We start from the raw sequence: 16,621 nt of genomic DNA, 5'->3' as shown, positions 1-16,621 counted from the left end.
TTCACCCGCGCTTCATGCGAACTCGTCGCCGAGCTCGACCGTGACTTCGCGCGGCACCGCCTCGCCGTTCGCGTACATCTCTTCGAGCGAGCCCAGGCTCGCTTCGACGTACGCGCGCAATACCGCGAAGCTGCGGCCACGCAGCCGCGCCGGCATCGCGCGATAACGCGCGAGCGCCGCGGGCGCGATCGCGACCGTCATCTCGATCCGGCGTGCGGTCGAACCGAAGCGCATCGCTACCCAGTGAATCGTCAGTGTGGGCGTGCCATTGTCGGCGGCACGCTCGATGAACTGCGTCTGCTCGGGAAACAGATCGCTGATGACGCGCGCGAGCTCGTCGAACTCCGGATGCGCGCAGTCGTATTGGTAAGCTTCCATGAAGGCTGCCGGGAAAAGAAGGTCCTGAAACGTAGGCGCATTTTAGAGAAACGCTGAAGGGATAGCGAGGCGCCTGCGGTCCAGGTTCATCCGCTTACGCCGCCGCCGGCCGCCGGTAACTCCGGATCAACAGTCCCGCGACGCACACCGCCGCCACCGCATAGATCGTATCGACCGCCGCGAGCGGCAGCAGTCGCGCCTGCGTCATCGCGGCAGGCGCGTCGATCAGCGCGTGCACCACGATCGCGAGCGGCAGGATGCCGCGCGAGCCGGCCCGCACGCCGCGCCACATCAGCACCGACAGGCCGATCTGGAACACCAGCGCCGCGATCCGTTCGAGCGCGAAAATGCCGGCCAGTTGCGGCGTCAGGCTCGCGAGAATCAGATGCACGCGCATCACGGCTTCGGCCGGCAGATTGCCGAGGTAATCGCCGAGCCGTCCGCGGTTTTCGAGCACCGCGAACACGAGCCACTGGAACTGCACGAGCACGCCGACCATCCATGCTTCCGCACCGCCATGGCCGAGGCCGTAGCTCAGCGCGGCGCCATCGTCGGCGCGCAACGCGGCGGTGCGCGTGTCGGCGGCCGGGCTGGCGGCGGGGTTGGCCCCCGCGCTTGCAGCGACACCGGTGGGCGCTTCCACGATCGACTTTTTTCGCACTGGCGGCCGCGCCGCCGCGCGCGTCATCAGCAGCCGCATACCGAAGAACCGCCCCACTTCCTCGCAAACGCCCGCCACCAGCGCACCATAGACGACGAACGCGAGCGGCTGCGAAAGGAACGCCGCCGTCGCCGCGTTGCCGCGCAGCAGATAGTCGTTCAGCGCACGCTCGATCACCATCGCGAACAGCGCGAACACCGCGACGCCGGCGATCGCGTCGCGCGGCCTGAGCGCGAGCGGACGGCGCAACTGCCGGTAAAGCAGAAAAGGTAAAGCGGCGATGACGAGCGTGGCGAGCGCGAGGCTCGCGAGGGTAAGCGGTGACACGACCATGAGTATCCTTGCGGGGTTCCTTGCAATCCCCGGCGCGCAACCGCTGCGCGCCGCAGCCCCGAATGATCGCAGATTGACCGGAAATCAGCGCGCGGTCGATGCACGCACGATCAGCTCGCCGGGCAGCAGGCAGTCGCGCGCGCCCGTCTGCGCGCCTTCGATGCGCTCGTGCAGGAATTCGACCGCGCGATAACCGATGTCATAGGTCGGCTGACGGATCGTCGTGATGCCGGCGAGCTCGGCCCAGTCCGGATCGTCGATCGAAAGCAGCGCGACGCGGCTCTGCCAGTGCGCGCCGTAACGCGCGTTCAGGTGCAGCGCGAGGCGCAACGCGACCGGCGCGTTGGCCGCGAACAGCGCGACGCGTGGAGCGGTGCCGGCCTCGCCCGGCGAGTCGATCGCACGATCCAGCTGCGCAAGGCCGCGCTCGACCGCAGTTTCATCGGCGAGATCGAGCACCAGCGTATGACCGCGCGCGCGGCCCTCGTCGCGCATCGCGCGATCGAACGCGTCGACGCGCAGCCGCCGCGAGCTGACCTGCTCGAACGGCTGCACGACGAACCAGATATGCTCGAAGCCCCGTTCGAGCAGATGCCGCGTGCCGAGCTCGGCGGCCGCGCCATTGTCGAGACCGACCATGTCGGCGACCAGCCCCTCCACGCGCCGATCGACCAGCACCGCCGGAATCCCGCCCTCGCCGACCGGCCGCAACGTCTCCTCGCGCACGCCTAACGCATTGACGATCACGCCTTCCACGCGATACGTGGTCAGCAGTTGCAGGTAACGGCGCTCCATCTCGACTTCGTTCGCCGCGTGGCAGATCAGCGGCATCAAACCGAGCGCGTGGCACGCGGCCTCGACGCCTTGCAGCACTTCGACGGAGTACGGATTGGTCAGGTCGGCGACCAGCATGCCGATCAGCCGGTTGCGGCCGCGCTTCAGGCCGCGCGCCATCTGGTTCGGCTGGTAGTCGAGCCGCGCGATCGCGGCTTCGATGCGCGCGCGCAGCTCGGGCGACAGCGCGCTGAACTCGCCGTTCAGATAGCGCGAGATGCTGGTCTTGCCGGTGCCGGCTTCCCGCGCGACATCGGTGATGGTCGCGCGGCGCGTCGGCGCGGACGACGGATTGGGTGGCGTGCCCGGCGGGGTCGTGCTCATTCGCTGATCGTTCGTGTCGGTCCGAGGGCGGCAGCTTGCGCGCCGCCCTGCGATTCACTTCGCCAGGACTTCACGATTGACGATGTTGGTCGTCAACGTGCCGTCGAGCGCGGCGACCAGGTTCTGCGCCGCGTTGAGCGCCATTGCATGACGGGTCTCATGCGTCGCCGAGCCGATATGCGGCAGCGCGACCACGTTCGGCATCGACAGCAACGGCGAGTCGGCCGGCAACGGTTCGGTGTCGAACACGTCGAGGCCCGCGCCGTGAATCGTGCCGTTCTTCAATGCGTCGATCAGCGCCGGTTCGTCGACGGTCGCGCCGCGCGACGCGTTGATCAGGATCGCGCTCTTCTTCATCGCCCGCAGTTCGGCCGCGCCGATCAGATGCCGCGTCTGTGGCGTGAGCGGCACCTGCAGACAGACGAAATCGGACTGCGCGAGCAATTCCGCCAGCTCGACGCGTCGCGCGCCATATGCGTCTTCCGCCTGGCGGTTCGCGCTGCGGTTGGTGTACAGCACCTTCATGTTGAAGCCGAGCGCCGCGCGTCGTGCGACCGCGCCGCCGATCCGCCCCAGGCCGACGATGCCGATCGTCTTGCCCTGCACGTCGAGCCCGAACTGCGCGGGCCCGATGCTGGTGCGCCACTGGCCCGCCTTGACCCAGTCGGCCAGCTCGACGACCCGCCGCGCGGACGCGAGGATCAGCGAGAACACGGTATCGGCGGTCGATTCGGTCAGCACGTCCGGCGTGTGCGCGAGCACGATGCCGCGGCGCGTGAGGTCGTCGACGTCGAACTGGTCGTAGCCGACCGAGATCGTCGAAAGCGCCTTAAGCCGGCTCGCGCCTTCGAGCATCGCCGGCGCGATCTTCACGCTCGCGCCGATGCCGCCGTCGGCATCGCGCAACGCGGCGACGAAAGCATCATGCTGTGACGGATCGACTTGCACGACCTGCGCATGCTGTTGCAGATAGCCGAGCACATCCTCGGGCAGCGACTTCCAGGCGACGATCTTGTTCATCAGCTAATTTTCCTTGCGACGGGGGGACGAGCGGGGTCGCGTTGTTCGGCGGCGGCCGGCTTGACGGCGAGCGTCAGGATCACCGCGGCGACGAGCGCCACGCTCATGAACGCATACGATGCCGCGGGCGAGCCGGTCGCGCCGTTCAGATAGCCGACCAGGTACGAGCCGACGAACGAGCCGAGCGCGCCCATGCTGTTGATCAGCGCCATCGCGCCGCCCGCGACGTTCCTGGGCAGCAGCTCCGGCACGATCGCAAAGAACGGGCCGTACGGCGCATACATCGCGGCGCCCGCGATCACGAGCAGCGCATACGAGATCCAGAAGTGCGCGGAGCCGAGTCCGTACGACGCCGCGAACGCAATCGCGCCGATCAGCAGGAACGGCCACACGAACACCTTGCGGCGGTTGAGTTTATCCGATGCCCACGAAGCTGCAAGCATCGCGATCGTCGCGACCGCATACGGCAGCGCAGACAGCCAGCCCGTCTCGACCATGCCGATCGACGAGCCGTTCTTCAGGATCGACGGCAGCCACAGCACGAAACCGTACACGCCGATGCTCCAGCAGAAATACTGCGCGCACAGCTTGATGACCGCGGGCGTGCGAAACGCCTCGCTGTAGTTGCGCACCGGCTTGATCGCGGCCTGCTCGGCGCGCAGCGTCTGCGCGAGCGCGTCCTTTTCCGGCTGCGTGAGCCAGGACACCTGCTCGGGCTTGTCCTTCACGAGGAACCACCAGCACACCGCCCAGAGGATCGCGGGCACGCCCTCGGCGATGAACATCTGCCGCCAGCCGAACGAATGCACCAGATAGCCCGATACGACCGACATCCACAGCACCGTGACCGGATTGCCGAGAATCAGGAACGTGTTGGCGCGCGAGCGTTCGCTCTTCGTGAACCAGTTGCTGATGAAGATCAGCATCGCCGGCATCACCGCGGCTTCGACGACGCCCAGCACGAAACGAATCGCCATCAGCGACGGGATGTTGCTGACCATGCCGGTCAACGCCGCGCAGCCGCCCCACAGAATGAGGCTCCAGAACACGAGCTTCTTCACGCTGCGGCGCTCGGCGTAGATCGCACCCGGGATCTGGAAGAAGAAATAGCCGAGGAAAAACAGCGCGCCGATCAGCGACGCGAGCCCCTTGCTGATGCCGAGATCCTGGTTGATGCCGGCCGCCGCCGCGAAGCCGAAATTCGCGCGATCCAGATACGCGAGGCTGTAGGTGATGAACACGATCGGCATGATCGTCCACCAGCGGCGAATCGCAAGTGATGAGGTCATGAAAGTCTCCCTGGACGGCGTCGTCCTCGAATCAATGATGAAAAAATCTGGGCGCTGAGAGCGCTCTTGTTGTCGTCGATGCGGGTCGTCGATGCCTCGCAGTCCGCTGCGCGTCAGGCCGCGCTTGCGATGCCCGGCACCTCCGCCAGTTCCAGCGCGTCGAGTTCGGCGCGGCTCGGCAAGCCTTCGGAATCGCCGATCACCTGGATCGCGAGCGCGCCGATCCGGTTGCCGCGCGCGACCGCCTGTGCGAGCGTGCGGCCTTCGAGCAGCGCGCTGATCACGCCGACCGCGAAACCATCGCCGGCGCCGACCGTATCGACGACGTTCGCGACCGGCCGGCCGGCGATCGTCGCGGCATCGGTCGCGGTGCGGTAATACGCGCCCTGCGCGCCGAGCTTGACGATCACGCCGCGCGCGCCGCGCTCGAGGTAGAACTGCGCGATGTCCTCCGGCTGCGTGTAGCCGGTCAGAATCTCACCCTCGCCGATGCCGGGCAGCACCCAGTCGGCGAGTGCCGCGAGCGCGTTCAGGCCTTCGACCATCGCCGCGCGCGACGGCCACAGCGTCGGGCGCAGGTTCGGGTCGAACGAAATCGTCCTGCCTGCCGCACGCATTTCGCGGGCCAGATGGAACGCGAGTTCGCGCGAACTCGCCGAGATCGCCGGCGCGACCCCGGTCAGATGCAAATGACGGGCGGGCAGCACGTAGTCGGCGACGTAGTCGTCGAGCGACAGATGGCTCGCCGCCGAGCCTTTGCGGAAGTATTCGACCGCCGGGTCGCTGCCGTCGTCGTTCTTCGACTTCAGCTGGAAGCCGGTCGGATAGCGCGCGTCGGTGCTCACGCATTGCTGGTCGATGCCCTCTTTCGTCAGCGTGTCGCGCACATACTGGCCGAACGAATCGTCGCCGACGCGGCTCATCCAGCCCACCCTGAAGCCGAGTCGGGACAAGCCGATCGCGACGTTCAGATCCGCGCCGGCGATGCGCTTCGTGAAGTGCCCAACGCCCGCGAGCGGGCCGGTTTCGGCGGCGACGAACATCGCCATCGCTTCGCCGTAGGTGATCACGTCGAGGGCTGGGTACGACTGGGTCATGCTGGGCTCCTGGTGGTGCTTCTGATGCCGATGATTCATGTTGCGTTGCGTTGCGTTGTTTGCTGCTTCGGTTGCTGCCTTGCTTGCCGCGCCCGTGGGTCTAAACCCGCGCGAGCCAGCTCACATAGTGCGCGGCATCTGCGTCGATCCGGCTTGGGTCCAACGGAAACTCGATGCCGCGCGGCACATCGCGCGGCAGCTGGTCGAGGACCGCGCGGAATGTCGCGTCATCGTCGGCCGGCGCGATCGCGAAGCGCCGCGCGCCTTCGCCCGTGGTGGTCTTGCAATGGATGTATTCGACGTATCGCGCAAGCTGCGGCGCGATCTGGAGCGGCGCGACGTCGAGCCACGCCCAGTTGCCGGTATCGAAAGTCATACCGAGCGCGCCCGCGTGGCCTTCACGCGCGAGCGCGTCGAACAGCCCGACGAACTGCGCGGGCGAGCCGCCCTGCGCCAGTTGCCCATTTTCGACGACGAGCCGTGGCTGCGCGCCGCCCGTGGTGCCGGTGGCGCTCGCCACGTGCGCGACGATCGCCGCGCCGTGAGCCTCGCCCGCGAAGCCGCCGAGTTGCAGCTTGACGAAGCGCGCGCCGAGCGCGGCCGCTTCGTCGAGCGCCAGACGCAGCGCGCCGGTATCGAGCTGGCCGTTAGCCGCGTACAACGATGCCGGGGTCGAGAACACCGGCCACAGCCCGAGATCGGCGATTGCAGCGCCGAGCACGCGCAGCCGTTGCGGGTCCGCGTCCGCGTCGCTCGCAAACAGCTCGCGGCGCACTTCGAAACCCGCCGCGCCGGCCCGCTTTGCCGCCTGCGCCCATTTCAGATGGCCGTCGGCGCGCACGGCGTTCACACCGAACGCGCTGGCGACGATCACGATGTCAATTGCATCAGCCATGCCCAACTCACTCAATTCTGACGCGAAACCGGCTTTGGAACCGGTTCCAACCAAACTTCAAAAAAAAGCACCGAGGCGCTGCGATTTGCGAATAGTGCGCGGGGCAGCCCTCCCGCACCATAGAGGAAATCCCCAGGGGCGGCGGCCGCATGCTGCCAGCGCTGCGGTCAGCCCTCGTCCGCGATACACATCGCCAGAAACTGTTCGACCACCCGCGACGGCGCGCTCGCATGCGGCACCAGAATCGACAGCCGCCGCGTCAGCGGCTGCGGGCTTAGCGACATCAGGCGCAGCGCACCGTTCTCGTGCCGCATCGACATCGCCGACACAAAGCCGACGCCCATGCCGGCCCGCACCGCCTCCTTCACGCCTTCGACCCCCGCGATCTCGAGCGCTGCGCGCATCGGCACGCCCGCGCGCGCGAACTCTCGCTCGACCGTCTGCCGCACACCGGAGCCTTCCTCGCGCAGCACCAGCGGATACGCGCCGAACGCGGCCAGCTCGATGCGCCCGCCGTTGTCCGCCTGCGCGAGCGGATGCGAGCGCGGCATGATCGCAACGATCTCGTCCTCGCGCCACGCATGGACGACCGTGTCCGGCGGCAGATCGGCGCCGGCGGGACCCTCGATCATCGCGATGTCGACCGAGCCGAGCGCGCCGACGATCTCGGTCGTGTTGCCGTTGGCGGTGTGCACGGTCACGTCCGGATAGCGGCGATGGAATTCGGCGATCAGGTACGGCAGCAGGTAGCTCGCCGGCGTCGTGCTCGCGCCGATCCGCAACGTGCCCTGCTCCAGACCGCGCAGCGCGTCGCGATACGCATGCGCCTGCCGCCAGGTATCGCGCAGCCGCGCCGCATAGCTGGCGAGCTGCTCGCCGGCCGGCGTCAGCCGCACGCCGCGGCCGTCGCGCTGATACAGCGGCTCGCCGAACTCGTCCTGCAATTGCCGTAGCTGTCCGGACACCGCCGGTTGCGACAGATGCAGCGCCACCGCCGCCCGGCTGATATTGCGATGCTCAGCGACGGCAGCGAACGTTATAAGTTGATCCGGGGTCATCTCGATGAAATATCCGTGAGGCCGATACTTCACATTCTAAATCACGATTTTTCATATTGATATATCTAATTTAGGATTAGCCCCATTGCTGCTCATGCAGTTCCGTGCAAGTTCGCTACGAAGTCAGGCACCCAATCATGTCCACATCCACCGTCCCGCTCACTGCCGCCTCGCCCGCGCTGTCCACCCGCGGCCAGCTCAATGGCGTGCTGTTCGTCGCGTTGTTCGCCGCCGCCGTCACGCGCATCGCCGCGATTCCGGCGGTTGCCGGTCTTGGCCTGAGTCCGCTGATCGTCGGCATCGTCGCCGGTGCGATCTATGGCAACGCGCTGCGCGACAGCATGCCGGCCAGCTGGGCGGCGGGCGTCAACTTCTCGGCGCGCAAGCTGCTGCGCATCGCGGTCGCGTTTTTCGGCTTGCGCGTGAGCCTGCAGGAAATCGCCCAGGTCGGTCTGCCGGGTCTCGCGGAATCGGTGCTGATCGTCGTCAGCACGCTCCTGATCGGCACCTGGGCCGGTATCAAGATCATGAAGCTCGATCGCGACACCGCTCTGCTGACGGCGGCCGGCAGCGCGATCTGCGGCGCGGCCGCGGTGCTCGCGTTCGAATCGACGCTGCAATCGAAGCCGCACAAGAGCGCGATGGCGGTCGGCACCGTCGTGCTGTTCGGCACGCTGTCGATGTTCCTGTACCCGGTGCTGTTCAACGCAGGCTGGCTGCATCTCGATACGGTCGGCGCCGGGCTGTTCTTCGGCGGCACGATCCACGAGGTCGCGCAGGTGGTCGGCGCGGCGAGCAACGTGAGCCCGGAAGCGACGCATATCGCGACGATCGTCAAGATGACCCGCGTGATGCTGCTCGTGCCGGTATTGCTGGTGGTCGGCCTGTGGGTGAACCGCGCGGCGCGCGGCGCGAACGATGGCAGCACGGACGGCGCCGCCCCGCGCAAGCTTGCGATCCCCTGGTTCGCACTCGGCTTTCTTGCCTGCGTCGCGATCAACTCGCTGCATGTGCTGCCGCAAAGCGCCACCTCGTCGCTGAACCTGCTCGACACCTTCGCGCTGACGATGGCGATGACCGCACTCGGCATGGAAACGCGGATCTCGCAGATTCGCGAAGCGGGTCCTCGCGCGCTGACCACCGGCCTGATCCTGTATGTGTGGCTGATCGCCGGCGGACTGGGCATCACATGGGCCGTCCAGCACCTGTTGCGCTAAGCCGCCGCCGGCTTCGCCGCCTTCCCCGACACCCCGCCGCGCGCGGGGTTTTGGGCTTTCTGGCGCCCCATCCGGCCCGCTCACACGGCATACTCGTTGCTGCGAACTTTGCTTCCACAACCCGCCTGTACGCATGGTCCGATGGCAGCGGTGAAACCGCCTTCCCGCGACGCGTCCCGGCGACCGGAATGAGGATCGATCGATGAGCCTGGAACTGTACTACTGGGATGGCCTGCAAGGCCGCGGCGAATTCGTGCGGCTCGCGCTGGAGGAAGCCGGCGTCGACTACGTCGAAGTCGCTCGCGGCAAGCCTTCGAAGGGCCTCGGCACCGAGGCGATGATGGCCGTGATGGACAGCCCCGACGAGCCGTATCCGCCATTCGCGCCACCGTTTCTGAAAGACGGCGATCTGGTGATCCCGCAGACCGCCAACATCCTGTTCTATCTCGGCCCGCGGCTCAATCTCGCGCCCAGGGTGGAGAGCCTGCGCTACGTCGCGAACGGCCTGCAACTGACGATCGCCGACGTCGTCACCGAAGCGCACGACACCCACCATCCGCTCGCGAGTGGCCTCTACTACGAGGAGCAGAAAGACGCGGCGAAGGTGCGCGCGCACGATTTCATCGACCATCGGATTCCGAAGTTCATGTCGTACTTCGAGCGCGTGCTCGCGCAGAATCCAGCCGGCGACAGCTTCATGGTCGGCGACGCGCTGACCTATGTGGACCTGTCGATGTTCCAGCTGATCGATGGTCTGCTGTATGCGTTTCCGCGCGCGCTGAAGCGCTTCGGCGGGCACTATCCGCGGCTCGCCGCGCTGCACGACAGGGTGATCGCCAGACCGAACATCGCCGCGTACCTGAACTCGGACCGGCGCATCGCCCATAACGAAAGCTGCGTCTTCCGGCACTATCCGGAACTCGACAAGGCGGCGACTTGAACCGCGCCGCCCTCCACCGCCTGCTCGCCGCCGCGCGCCCGCCATTCGAGGCGGGCGCGCTGCTGTTATGGCGCGCGTTTTTCACCCCCCCATCACGCCCCGTACCGTCGACGTGCTTTCATTCCTGCTGAAGCTGCGCACCCGCGCCCAACGCCTTTTCCGCCTCTCCGATGCCCACACGATGCTGGTCTGGTCGGTCGTGGTCGGCATTGTCGGCGCGTTCGCGACCGTTGCGTTTCGTAAAGGCATCGAACTGCTGCAACTGGCGATCACCGGCCACTCCGGCAGCTTCGTCGAAACGGCGCGCAGCCTGCGGTGGACCGTGCGCATCTGGGTGCCGGCCGCGGGCGGTCTGGTCGCCGGCGTGTTTTTGCTGATCGCGCAGCGTCACGCCGACAGGCACCCGCACTCCGACTACATGGAAGCGGTCGCGATCGGCGACGGCGCCGTGCCGGTGCGCCTGAGCCTGTGGCGCAGCGTGTCGTCGCTGTTTACGATCGCGAGCGGCGGCTCGATCGGCCGTGAAGGTCCGATGGTGCAGCTCGCGGCGCTCGCCTCGTCGCTGATCGGCCGCTGGGTCCACTTCGATCCGCCGCGGCTGCGCCTGCTGGTCGCATGCGGCGCGGCGGCCGGCATCACGTCCGCGTACAGCGCGCCGATCGCGGGCGCGTTTTTCGTCACCGAGATCGTGCTCGGCTCGATCGCGATGGAGAGCTTCGGGCCGGTGGTGGTCGCGGCGGTCGTCGCTAACATCACGATGCGCGAATTCGCCGGCTACAAGCCGCCTTACGAGATGCCGGAGTTTCCGACCGTGACCGGTCCCGAGGTGCTGCTGTTCGTCGCGCTCGGCGCGCTGTGCGGCGCGGCCGCGCCACAGTTCCTGCGATTGCTCGATGCCTCGAAGCGGACCTTTCGCAAGCTGCCGGTGGCGCTGCCGGTGCGGCTCGCAATCGGCGGTCTCGTGGTCGGCATCATTTCGGTCGCGGAGCCCGAGGTGTGGGGCAACGGCTATAGCGTCGTGAACTCGATCCTGCATTCGCCGTGGACGTGGACCGCGCTCGTGCTCGTGCTCGTCTGCAAGCTTGCGGCGACCGCGGCGACGGCCGGCTCGGGCGCGGTCGGCGGCGTGTTCACGCCGACGCTGTTCGTCGGCGCGGCGGTCGGCTCGCTGTTCGGTCAGGGCATGCACGCGTTGTGGCCGCATGCGACGTCGGCCGCTTATGCGTATGCGATGGTCGGCATGGGCGCGTTCCTCGCGGGCGCGACCCAGGCGCCGCTGATGGCGATCCTGATGATCTTCGAGATGACCTTGAGCTATCAGGTCGTGCTGCCGCTGATGGTGTCGTGCGTGGTCGCGTACTTCATCGCGCGTGCGATCGGCAAGACCTCGATGTACGAGATCACGCTGCGCCGCAATCGCGAGGAGCAGGAACGCACGCGGCTGCGAGCGACGCAGATGCGCGAGCTGATCCGCCCCGCGCAGACCGTCGTGCCGCCGAACGCGACCGTGCACGACATGACGCGCGTGTTCCTCGAATATCCGGTCAAGTATCTGTACGTCGCGAACGACTCGGGCGCGTTTCTCGGCGTGGTCGCGCTGAAGGACATCACATCCGATCTGCTCGACCGGACCGACACGTCGATGAAAACCGCCGCCGATTATCTGCAACCGCATTTCGACGTGCTGACGCCGGACATGTCGCTCGCTGTCGCGTTACAGCACTTCATGGCGTTTCAGGGCGAGCGGCTGCCGGTGATCGAAAGCACCGCGCATCCCAAGCTCGCCGGGGTCGTCTACAAGACCTCGCTGCTCGACGCGTACTTCCGCATGAATCCGTCGCGCTAGGGCCTTCGCGCAAGCTTCGCGGCGTGCGATGCAAAGCGCCGCGGATTCTCTACAATGAACAGACCGCCGGCCCTTTATGCGGCCGGCACGCGTGAGCCCAGCATGGGCGCAGAGGCAGCGCCCGCCTTATACGCCGTGTAGTCGGAGCCGCAGATGAGCGAACCGTCCCCCGAGGCCGTACGCCGCGATCAGGCCGGCTGGATTTTCGTGCATATCGAAGGCGAGCCGTACGATCGCGGCGAGCAGCACGGCCAGTTGCTCGCCGACGAAATCAGAAACGCGATCCGCACCGCACGCTACCTCGCCAGGTGGGACACCGGCGAAGAGTTCGACACCTTCGTCAACGCCGCGACGAGCCAGTTCGCGAGCAAGCTCGACACCGAATTCGCCGACGAAATTCATGGCATCGCCGACGGCGCAAAGCTGCCGTTCGCCGAAGTGCTCGCGTGGAACGGCTACATGGATCTGCTGCAAAGCTGGTGGCCGACGCATGCGGCGCAAGCTCAGCCGCATCTGGGCGCGAAACTGTGGCGCGGCCGGCGTGGTCACCACTGCAGCGCGTTCATCGCGACCGGCAACGCGACGCGCGACGGCCGCATCGTGATGGCGCACAACTCATGGGACCGCTACGCGGCCGGCGACGCGTTCAACGTCGTGTTCGACATCGTGCCCGACCGCGGCAACCGCATCCTGATGCAGGGCCTGCCGGGCTGCATCTCGAGCCTGACCGATTTCTGGGTCACGGCGGCCGGGCTGATGATCACCGAAACGACGATCTCGAACTTCGCGGGCTACAACCCGGCCGGCGCGCCCGAGTTCTATCGCTCGCGGCGCGCGTCCCAATATGCGAACAGCATCAAGGAATGGTGCGACATGTTCTCGCTCGCGAACAACGGCGGCTACGCGAACAGCTGGCTGCTCGGCGACACGAAGACCGGCGAGATCGCCCGTTACGAACTCGGCCTGCACTATTCGGGCTTCGAGACCACCAAAGACGGTTTCTACAGCGGCTACAACACCGCGACGGATCTGAAGATCCGCAACCAGGAATGCATCGGCGAAGGCGAGGACTATACCGACGTGCGCAAGAACGGCGCGCGGCGTCTGCGTTTCATGCAGCTCGAGGAAATGCATCGCGGCAGCATCGACGTCGAACTCGCGAAGCAGATGATCGCCGATCATCACGACGTCTATCTCGATCGCAACGACAACCCGTGCTCGCGCACGATCTGCGGGCATCTGGAGCTCGACGACGCGCGCTTCGGCGGCACCGATCACGGCCCGTTCAATCCGTGGGGCGCGAACGACGGCAAGGTGGTCGATAGCGAAATGGCGCGCGAGATGGCGTTCTCCGCGCGCTGGGGCCATCCGTGCGGCCGGCCGTTCGACGCGCAGGCGTTCATGAAGCGGCATCCGCAGTGGAACTGGCTGAACGGCTATATGCGCGACCGGCCGTCGTGGCCGTGGACGCGCTTCGACGTGCTGCGCTAACGCATGGCGGACGCGCGCGCCGGTTCGTGCGATGATGGAATCTACAAAACGGTTTTGTCGCAAATGTGCGCGCTTTGCAGTAATTGCCATCTAAGATGGTAAGGAGTTCGGGCCGCGCAGCGCCACGCCGTCCTTGGCTTGCACCGTCCTTTCGACGCGGGACGGCACAGGGTTTGCTCGATTGTCAGCGCCGCATGAGCTTTAGGAGGTCGGGCGATGAAAACCTCGACACTGTTAATCATGGTGACGCTGTCAGCCTCGTGTTTCGCCGCGCCGGTTCATACCGCGCCGGACAGCAAGGATTCCATTACGCTTGCGCAACGCGTGGACGCCGCCCCGGTCGCGCCTCCTGCCCCGGACGTGGCGAGCGCGGACGCGAACCGTCCGCAGCACTGGGAGCATATTGCGCTGCCAAAGTCCCGACATCTGGAACGCAGCCTGACCGGGCAGCACGAGCATTTGACCACGTGAGGGCGGCCGCAACGGCGGGCGATCGCGCGGCCGCGACGGCGCGCCGGCCCGGCTTGCGCCGGCTGTCATGAAGATGGGGTGGCGATGCGCGCGGGATTGCGACACACTGCGAGAAACTCATCGCGGCGAGGCACTGGCTTTTCGCGGCGGTAATAACGACGTGACCAACTCGAGCTCGACAGGAGCATGCGCATGACGGCCTCGGACATCCCCGGCGAATCGATCGATCTGCAGATCGCCGACCTTCTCAGCGAAGTCCAATTTCCGACCAACAAGGATGCGCTCGTCGACGCGGCGCGCGAAGCCGGCGCGAGCAACGAGGTGCTGGCGATGCTCGATAGCATGCCGGAGCAGGATTACGTCGATATCGAGTCGGTCACGCGCCTGATCGGCGGCAATTACGGTCCGGGCCTAGGCATCTGAAGCCTGATTCAGACACGCGTCACCTCACCCTTCAGAACTGCGACGACGCCGCGATCCGCGTGCGCGGCACCCGTATCACACGGCGTGTCGTGCGGGTGCTTTCGAGCCCGTCTTCGGACATCTCGCGCGCGGCCTGATCGTCGGACCCGCTCACCGCCGCTACCGCCCGCACCAGCGCCGCACTACGCGAACCTCGCGCCTGTGCGCTTTCCGGCTGGAAATGCTCGACCAGATGATCGATGAACGTCCGGACCTTCGCCGGCAGATGCAGCCGGCTCGGATACGCAATCGTGATTTCGATGGGCGGCAGGCTGTACTCGTCGAGCAGACGCACGAGCCGCCCAGCCGCCAGATCCCGCCCGATCAGGTAGCTCGGCAGAATCGCCACGCCCATGCCCAGCAGCGCGAACTGGCGCAGCATCTCGGCGTTGTTCGCCGCGATCGCGTTGGTCGGCCGCACCCGCACTTCGCCGTCCGGCCCGCTGAACACGCGCTCCTCGCCGCCGCCCTGCTCGGCCGGCCGGCTCAGGCACGAATGCCTGAGCAGATCCTCGGGGCGTTTCGGCGTGCCGTGCTGCGCGAGGTACTCGGGCGTCGCGCACACCGTCATGTAGCCGGTCGTGAGCCGCCGCGTGACGATGCTCGCGCTGCGCATCTGCCGCGCAACCAGGATACCGACGTCGAAGCCCTCTTCGACGAGATCGACGTGGCGGTCGGCGAGCGTGACGTCGGGCACCACGTCCGGATAGCGCGCCGCGTACGACTGCACGACCGGCGCGAGACTATGCAGCCCGAACACGACCGGCGCGACGATGCGCAGCGTGCCGACCGGCTCGTGATTGCGCGCCACCACCATCTGCTCGACGCCTTCGAGATCGGCGAGGATATGACGTACACGCTCCAGATAGGTCGCGCCGGATTCGGTCAGCGACAGACGGCGGGTCGTGCGGTTCAGCAATCGGGTGCCGAGCCGCGCTTCGAGATCCGCGACGTGCCGCGTGACGACCGCGGTGGATAGATCCAGCGCGCCCGCCGCGCCAACGAAACTGCCGAGGTCCGCCACCTTGACGAACACGCGCATCGACTGCAGTTGATTCATGGGACGACTCCTGCCTCGGTAAAGCCGGGCCGGCGCAACTGTTGCCGCCTGTGTGGCCCCGCGCCGCATGCGTGTGGGCCTGCCCAATCCAACCGATTCTAGCTATCGGACATGTCCCAACCCTGACCCGGACATGACATTCCGGTCAGATTCGAGGTGGCGTATCGCTCTCGCCACTATTGCGCCGTCTATTGTGGATTTTGGCTAGGTATAAACCCTAGTCTCTTGGTAAAATGGCGGCCGAAAGAAATTACCGCCACATCGCCATGCCACATCGTTTTCATCTGCTGGAAAAAATCGCGTTTTCGCTGGTTTGCTGGTCGGCCGCCGCCAGCTCGGCATATATCGCTTACGAGCGTTGCCCGGATATCAAGGTGGCCCTGCACGCAGGGGCAAAGATCCTCGACGCCAGCGGCCAGTACGCGTTCGCGTGCACGGCGCCCGCCGCCGAAGCCTGCGCGCAACTGCCGGCCGACTGATTTTTAAGGTTTTAGCCGTATCTGACGCGCGATCCGTCCGGGTCGCGCGTTCTTGCATCCGCGCATCGGGCTGAACGCCCACTGTCACGCATCGCGCCCGAACACCACGCGCGAGAAAAACCCCGCCAGCACCATTTCGGCCATCTCAGTCGGCACATTCTGCGGATCGACCGTGTAGAAGAACTGCACGCCGTCGCACAGCCCCATCAGTCCGATCGCGAGTTGCTCGGGCGGCATCGACATCGGCGTGCCCACGCGTGCCGAGAACTCGCGCACATAGGCGCTCAACTGTTCGATCTTCTCGTGCATGAACGCGTTGAAGCGTAGCCGGAAACGGCCGTCGCGCACCGCCAGCAGCTTCGCCTCGACCCACAGCAGAAAACACTTGTTCTCGCGATGCAGCGAACTGTAGTAGCGCAGCACGCGCTCCTCCATCTCCTCGCGCGAAGCCGCGTTTTCGAAGATCGCATGCAGGCCCGTCTGCATCGCTTCGTGATCACGCCGCAACAGCTCCAGAAACAGCTCGGTCTTGCTGCGGAAGTTCGAATAGAACGCACCGCGCGTATAGCCGGCCGCCGCCGCGATGTCCTCGACACTCGCCGCGACGAAGCCCTTCTTCATGAAAGTTGCCTGCGCAGCATCGAGCAGCCGCCCCCGCGTCTGGTCCTTGCTCTGCTCTCGTGTCAGTCTTTGACGTTTCATGGCCGCAAGCCTAGCACCCAAAAGAATTCAAATCCATCTATACATTCAGATACATGAGTGTATT

General features: G+C 66.3%; 17 protein-coding genes. 7 read left to right on the top strand and 10 right to left on the bottom strand.

The genetic code is table 11. The features are described 5' to 3' along the window. Positions 1-12: 12 nt before the first annotated feature. The 8 genes from ACLFKU_RS01985 to ACLFKU_RS01950 all read right to left on the bottom strand — a co-directional run bounded on the left by ACLFKU_RS01985 (position 13) and on the right by ACLFKU_RS01950 (position 7,889). A complete protein-coding gene (locus tag ACLFKU_RS01985) occupies positions 13-378 on the bottom strand; it encodes a DUF3022 domain-containing protein (protein WP_018435589.1) in 366 nt (121 codons plus the stop codon). 94 nt (positions 379-472) lie between these two features. After that, positions 473-1,372: a YhfC family intramembrane metalloprotease gene (locus tag ACLFKU_RS01980; protein ID WP_410847996.1), complete on the bottom strand. Its 900-nt coding sequence runs from the start codon at positions 1,370-1,372 to the stop codon at positions 473-475. 84 nt (positions 1,373-1,456) lie between these two features. Next, positions 1,457-2,530 (bottom strand): LacI family DNA-binding transcriptional regulator, encoded by a 1,074-nt coding sequence (locus ACLFKU_RS01975; protein WP_368587255.1) that lies wholly within the window; start codon positions 2,528-2,530, stop codon positions 1,457-1,459. Positions 2,531-2,584: 54 nt separating this feature from the next. Beyond that, positions 2,585-3,550, bottom strand: a complete 966-nt coding sequence (locus ACLFKU_RS01970; RefSeq protein WP_410847995.1) for a 2-hydroxyacid dehydrogenase — start codon at positions 3,548-3,550, stop codon at positions 2,585-2,587. Next, positions 3,550-4,839, bottom strand: coding sequence for an MFS transporter (locus ACLFKU_RS01965; protein ID WP_410847994.1), 1,290 nt, complete (start codon positions 4,837-4,839; stop codon positions 3,550-3,552). The genes ACLFKU_RS01970 and ACLFKU_RS01965 overlap by 1 nt, the downstream gene beginning before the upstream one ends. Positions 4,840-4,952: 113 nt before the next feature. Continuing rightward, on the bottom strand, positions 4,953-5,936 hold the full coding sequence (locus ACLFKU_RS01960; protein ID WP_410847993.1) for a sugar kinase: 984 nt from the start codon (positions 5,934-5,936) through the stop codon (positions 4,953-4,955). A gap of 100 nt (positions 5,937-6,036) precedes the next feature. Next, positions 6,037-6,831 carry a sugar phosphate isomerase/epimerase family protein gene (locus tag ACLFKU_RS01955; protein ID WP_410847992.1) on the bottom strand — a complete coding sequence of 265 codons (795 nt, stop codon included), beginning with the start codon at positions 6,829-6,831 and terminating at the stop codon, positions 6,037-6,039. A 167-nt stretch (positions 6,832-6,998) separates the two neighbouring features. Next, positions 6,999-7,889 carry a LysR family transcriptional regulator gene (locus ACLFKU_RS01950; RefSeq protein ID WP_410847991.1) on the bottom strand — a complete coding sequence of 297 codons (891 nt, stop codon included), beginning with the start codon at positions 7,887-7,889 and terminating at the stop codon, positions 6,999-7,001. Positions 7,890-8,026: 137 nt separating this feature from the next. Here ACLFKU_RS01950 and ACLFKU_RS01945 point away from each other — a divergent pair, with 137 nt between their 5' ends. The 6 genes from ACLFKU_RS01945 (at position 8,027) to ACLFKU_RS01920 (ending at position 14,277) form a co-directional block, all read left to right on the top strand. Next, positions 8,027-9,106: a YeiH family protein gene (locus ACLFKU_RS01945; RefSeq protein WP_410847990.1), complete on the top strand. Its 1,080-nt coding sequence runs from the start codon at positions 8,027-8,029 to the stop codon at positions 9,104-9,106. Between the two features lie 202 nt (positions 9,107-9,308). Then, complete coding sequence (locus tag ACLFKU_RS01940; RefSeq protein ID WP_410847989.1) at positions 9,309-10,046, top strand: glutathione S-transferase; 738 nt, start codon at positions 9,309-9,311, stop codon at positions 10,044-10,046. Between the two features lie 112 nt (positions 10,047-10,158). Then, positions 10,159-11,892, top strand: coding sequence for a ClcB-like voltage-gated chloride channel protein (locus ACLFKU_RS01935; RefSeq protein ID WP_410847988.1), 1,734 nt, complete (start codon positions 10,159-10,161; stop codon positions 11,890-11,892). 153 nt (positions 11,893-12,045) lie between these two features. After that, a complete protein-coding gene (locus ACLFKU_RS01930) occupies positions 12,046-13,383 on the top strand; it encodes a C45 family autoproteolytic acyltransferase/hydolase (protein WP_410847987.1) in 1,338 nt (445 codons plus the stop codon). A gap of 216 nt (positions 13,384-13,599) precedes the next feature. After that, complete coding sequence (locus ACLFKU_RS01925) at positions 13,600-13,854, top strand: hypothetical protein (protein WP_368587073.1); 255 nt, start codon at positions 13,600-13,602, stop codon at positions 13,852-13,854. A 192-nt stretch (positions 13,855-14,046) separates the two neighbouring features. Further along, the gene (locus ACLFKU_RS01920) at positions 14,047-14,277 is read left to right on the top strand and encodes a DUF2795 domain-containing protein (RefSeq protein ID WP_368587074.1); all 231 of its coding nucleotides are present in this window, start codon (positions 14,047-14,049) and stop codon (positions 14,275-14,277) included. A gap of 31 nt (positions 14,278-14,308) precedes the next feature. On the opposite strand, the gene ACLFKU_RS01915 is transcribed toward ACLFKU_RS01920, so the two are convergent. After that, positions 14,309-15,376 (bottom strand): LysR family transcriptional regulator, encoded by a 1,068-nt coding sequence (locus tag ACLFKU_RS01915; protein ID WP_410847986.1) that lies wholly within the window; start codon positions 15,374-15,376, stop codon positions 14,309-14,311. A 266-nt stretch (positions 15,377-15,642) separates the two neighbouring features. On the opposite strand from ACLFKU_RS01915, the gene ACLFKU_RS01910 reads away from it, so the two are divergent. Beyond that, on the top strand, positions 15,643-15,855 hold the full coding sequence (locus tag ACLFKU_RS01910) for a hypothetical protein (protein WP_368587075.1): 213 nt from the start codon (positions 15,643-15,645) through the stop codon (positions 15,853-15,855). Between the two features lie 84 nt (positions 15,856-15,939). Here the strand turns inward: ACLFKU_RS01910 and ACLFKU_RS01905 are convergent, their stop codons facing one another. Next, complete coding sequence (locus ACLFKU_RS01905; RefSeq protein ID WP_368587076.1) at positions 15,940-16,557, bottom strand: TetR/AcrR family transcriptional regulator; 618 nt, start codon at positions 16,555-16,557, stop codon at positions 15,940-15,942. Positions 16,558-16,621: the final 64 nt, after the last annotated feature.

Origin of the sequence: Paraburkholderia sp. EG304 (assembly GCF_046543485.1) — a bacterium.
In the GTDB taxonomy this organism is placed as follows: Bacteria; Pseudomonadota; Gammaproteobacteria; order Burkholderiales; family Burkholderiaceae; genus Paraburkholderia; species Paraburkholderia youngii.
This window is presented reverse-complemented; position numbering and strand designations above follow the sequence as displayed.

Bases quoted from the DNA above. Each gene is read 5' to 3' on its own strand.
- ACLFKU_RS01985 (WP_018435589.1), bottom strand. From the start codon at position 378: ATGGAAGCTTACCAATACGACTGCGCGCATCCGGAGTTCGACGAGCTC.
- ACLFKU_RS01980 (WP_410847996.1), bottom strand. From the start codon at position 1,372: ATGGTCGTGTCACCGCTTACCCTCGCGAGCCTCGCGCTCGCCACGCTC.
- ACLFKU_RS01975 (WP_368587255.1), bottom strand. From the start codon at position 2,530: ATGAGCACGACCCCGCCGGGCACGCCACCCAATCCGTCGTCCGCGCCG.
- ACLFKU_RS01970 (WP_410847995.1), bottom strand. From the start codon at position 3,550: ATGAACAAGATCGTCGCCTGGAAGTCGCTGCCCGAGGATGTGCTCGGC.
- ACLFKU_RS01965 (WP_410847994.1), bottom strand. From the start codon at position 4,839: ATGACCTCATCACTTGCGATTCGCCGCTGGTGGACGATCATGCCGATC.
- ACLFKU_RS01960 (WP_410847993.1), bottom strand. From the start codon at position 5,936: ATGACCCAGTCGTACCCAGCCCTCGACGTGATCACCTACGGCGAAGCG.
- ACLFKU_RS01955 (WP_410847992.1), bottom strand. From the start codon at position 6,831: ATGGCTGATGCAATTGACATCGTGATCGTCGCCAGCGCGTTCGGTGTG.
- ACLFKU_RS01950 (WP_410847991.1), bottom strand. From the start codon at position 7,889: ATGACCCCGGATCAACTTATAACGTTCGCTGCCGTCGCTGAGCATCGC.
- ACLFKU_RS01945 (WP_410847990.1), top strand. From the start codon at position 8,027: ATGTCCACATCCACCGTCCCGCTCACTGCCGCCTCGCCCGCGCTGTCC.
- ACLFKU_RS01940 (WP_410847989.1), top strand. From the start codon at position 9,309: ATGAGCCTGGAACTGTACTACTGGGATGGCCTGCAAGGCCGCGGCGAA.
- ACLFKU_RS01930 (WP_410847987.1), top strand. From the start codon at position 12,046: ATGAGCGAACCGTCCCCCGAGGCCGTACGCCGCGATCAGGCCGGCTGG.
- ACLFKU_RS01925 (WP_368587073.1), top strand. From the start codon at position 13,600: ATGAAAACCTCGACACTGTTAATCATGGTGACGCTGTCAGCCTCGTGT.
- ACLFKU_RS01920 (WP_368587074.1), top strand. From the start codon at position 14,047: ATGACGGCCTCGGACATCCCCGGCGAATCGATCGATCTGCAGATCGCC.
- ACLFKU_RS01915 (WP_410847986.1), bottom strand. From the start codon at position 15,376: ATGAATCAACTGCAGTCGATGCGCGTGTTCGTCAAGGTGGCGGACCTC.
- ACLFKU_RS01910 (WP_368587075.1), top strand. From the start codon at position 15,643: ATGCCACATCGTTTTCATCTGCTGGAAAAAATCGCGTTTTCGCTGGTT.
- ACLFKU_RS01905 (WP_368587076.1), bottom strand. From the start codon at position 16,557: ATGAAACGTCAAAGACTGACACGAGAGCAGAGCAAGGACCAGACGCGG.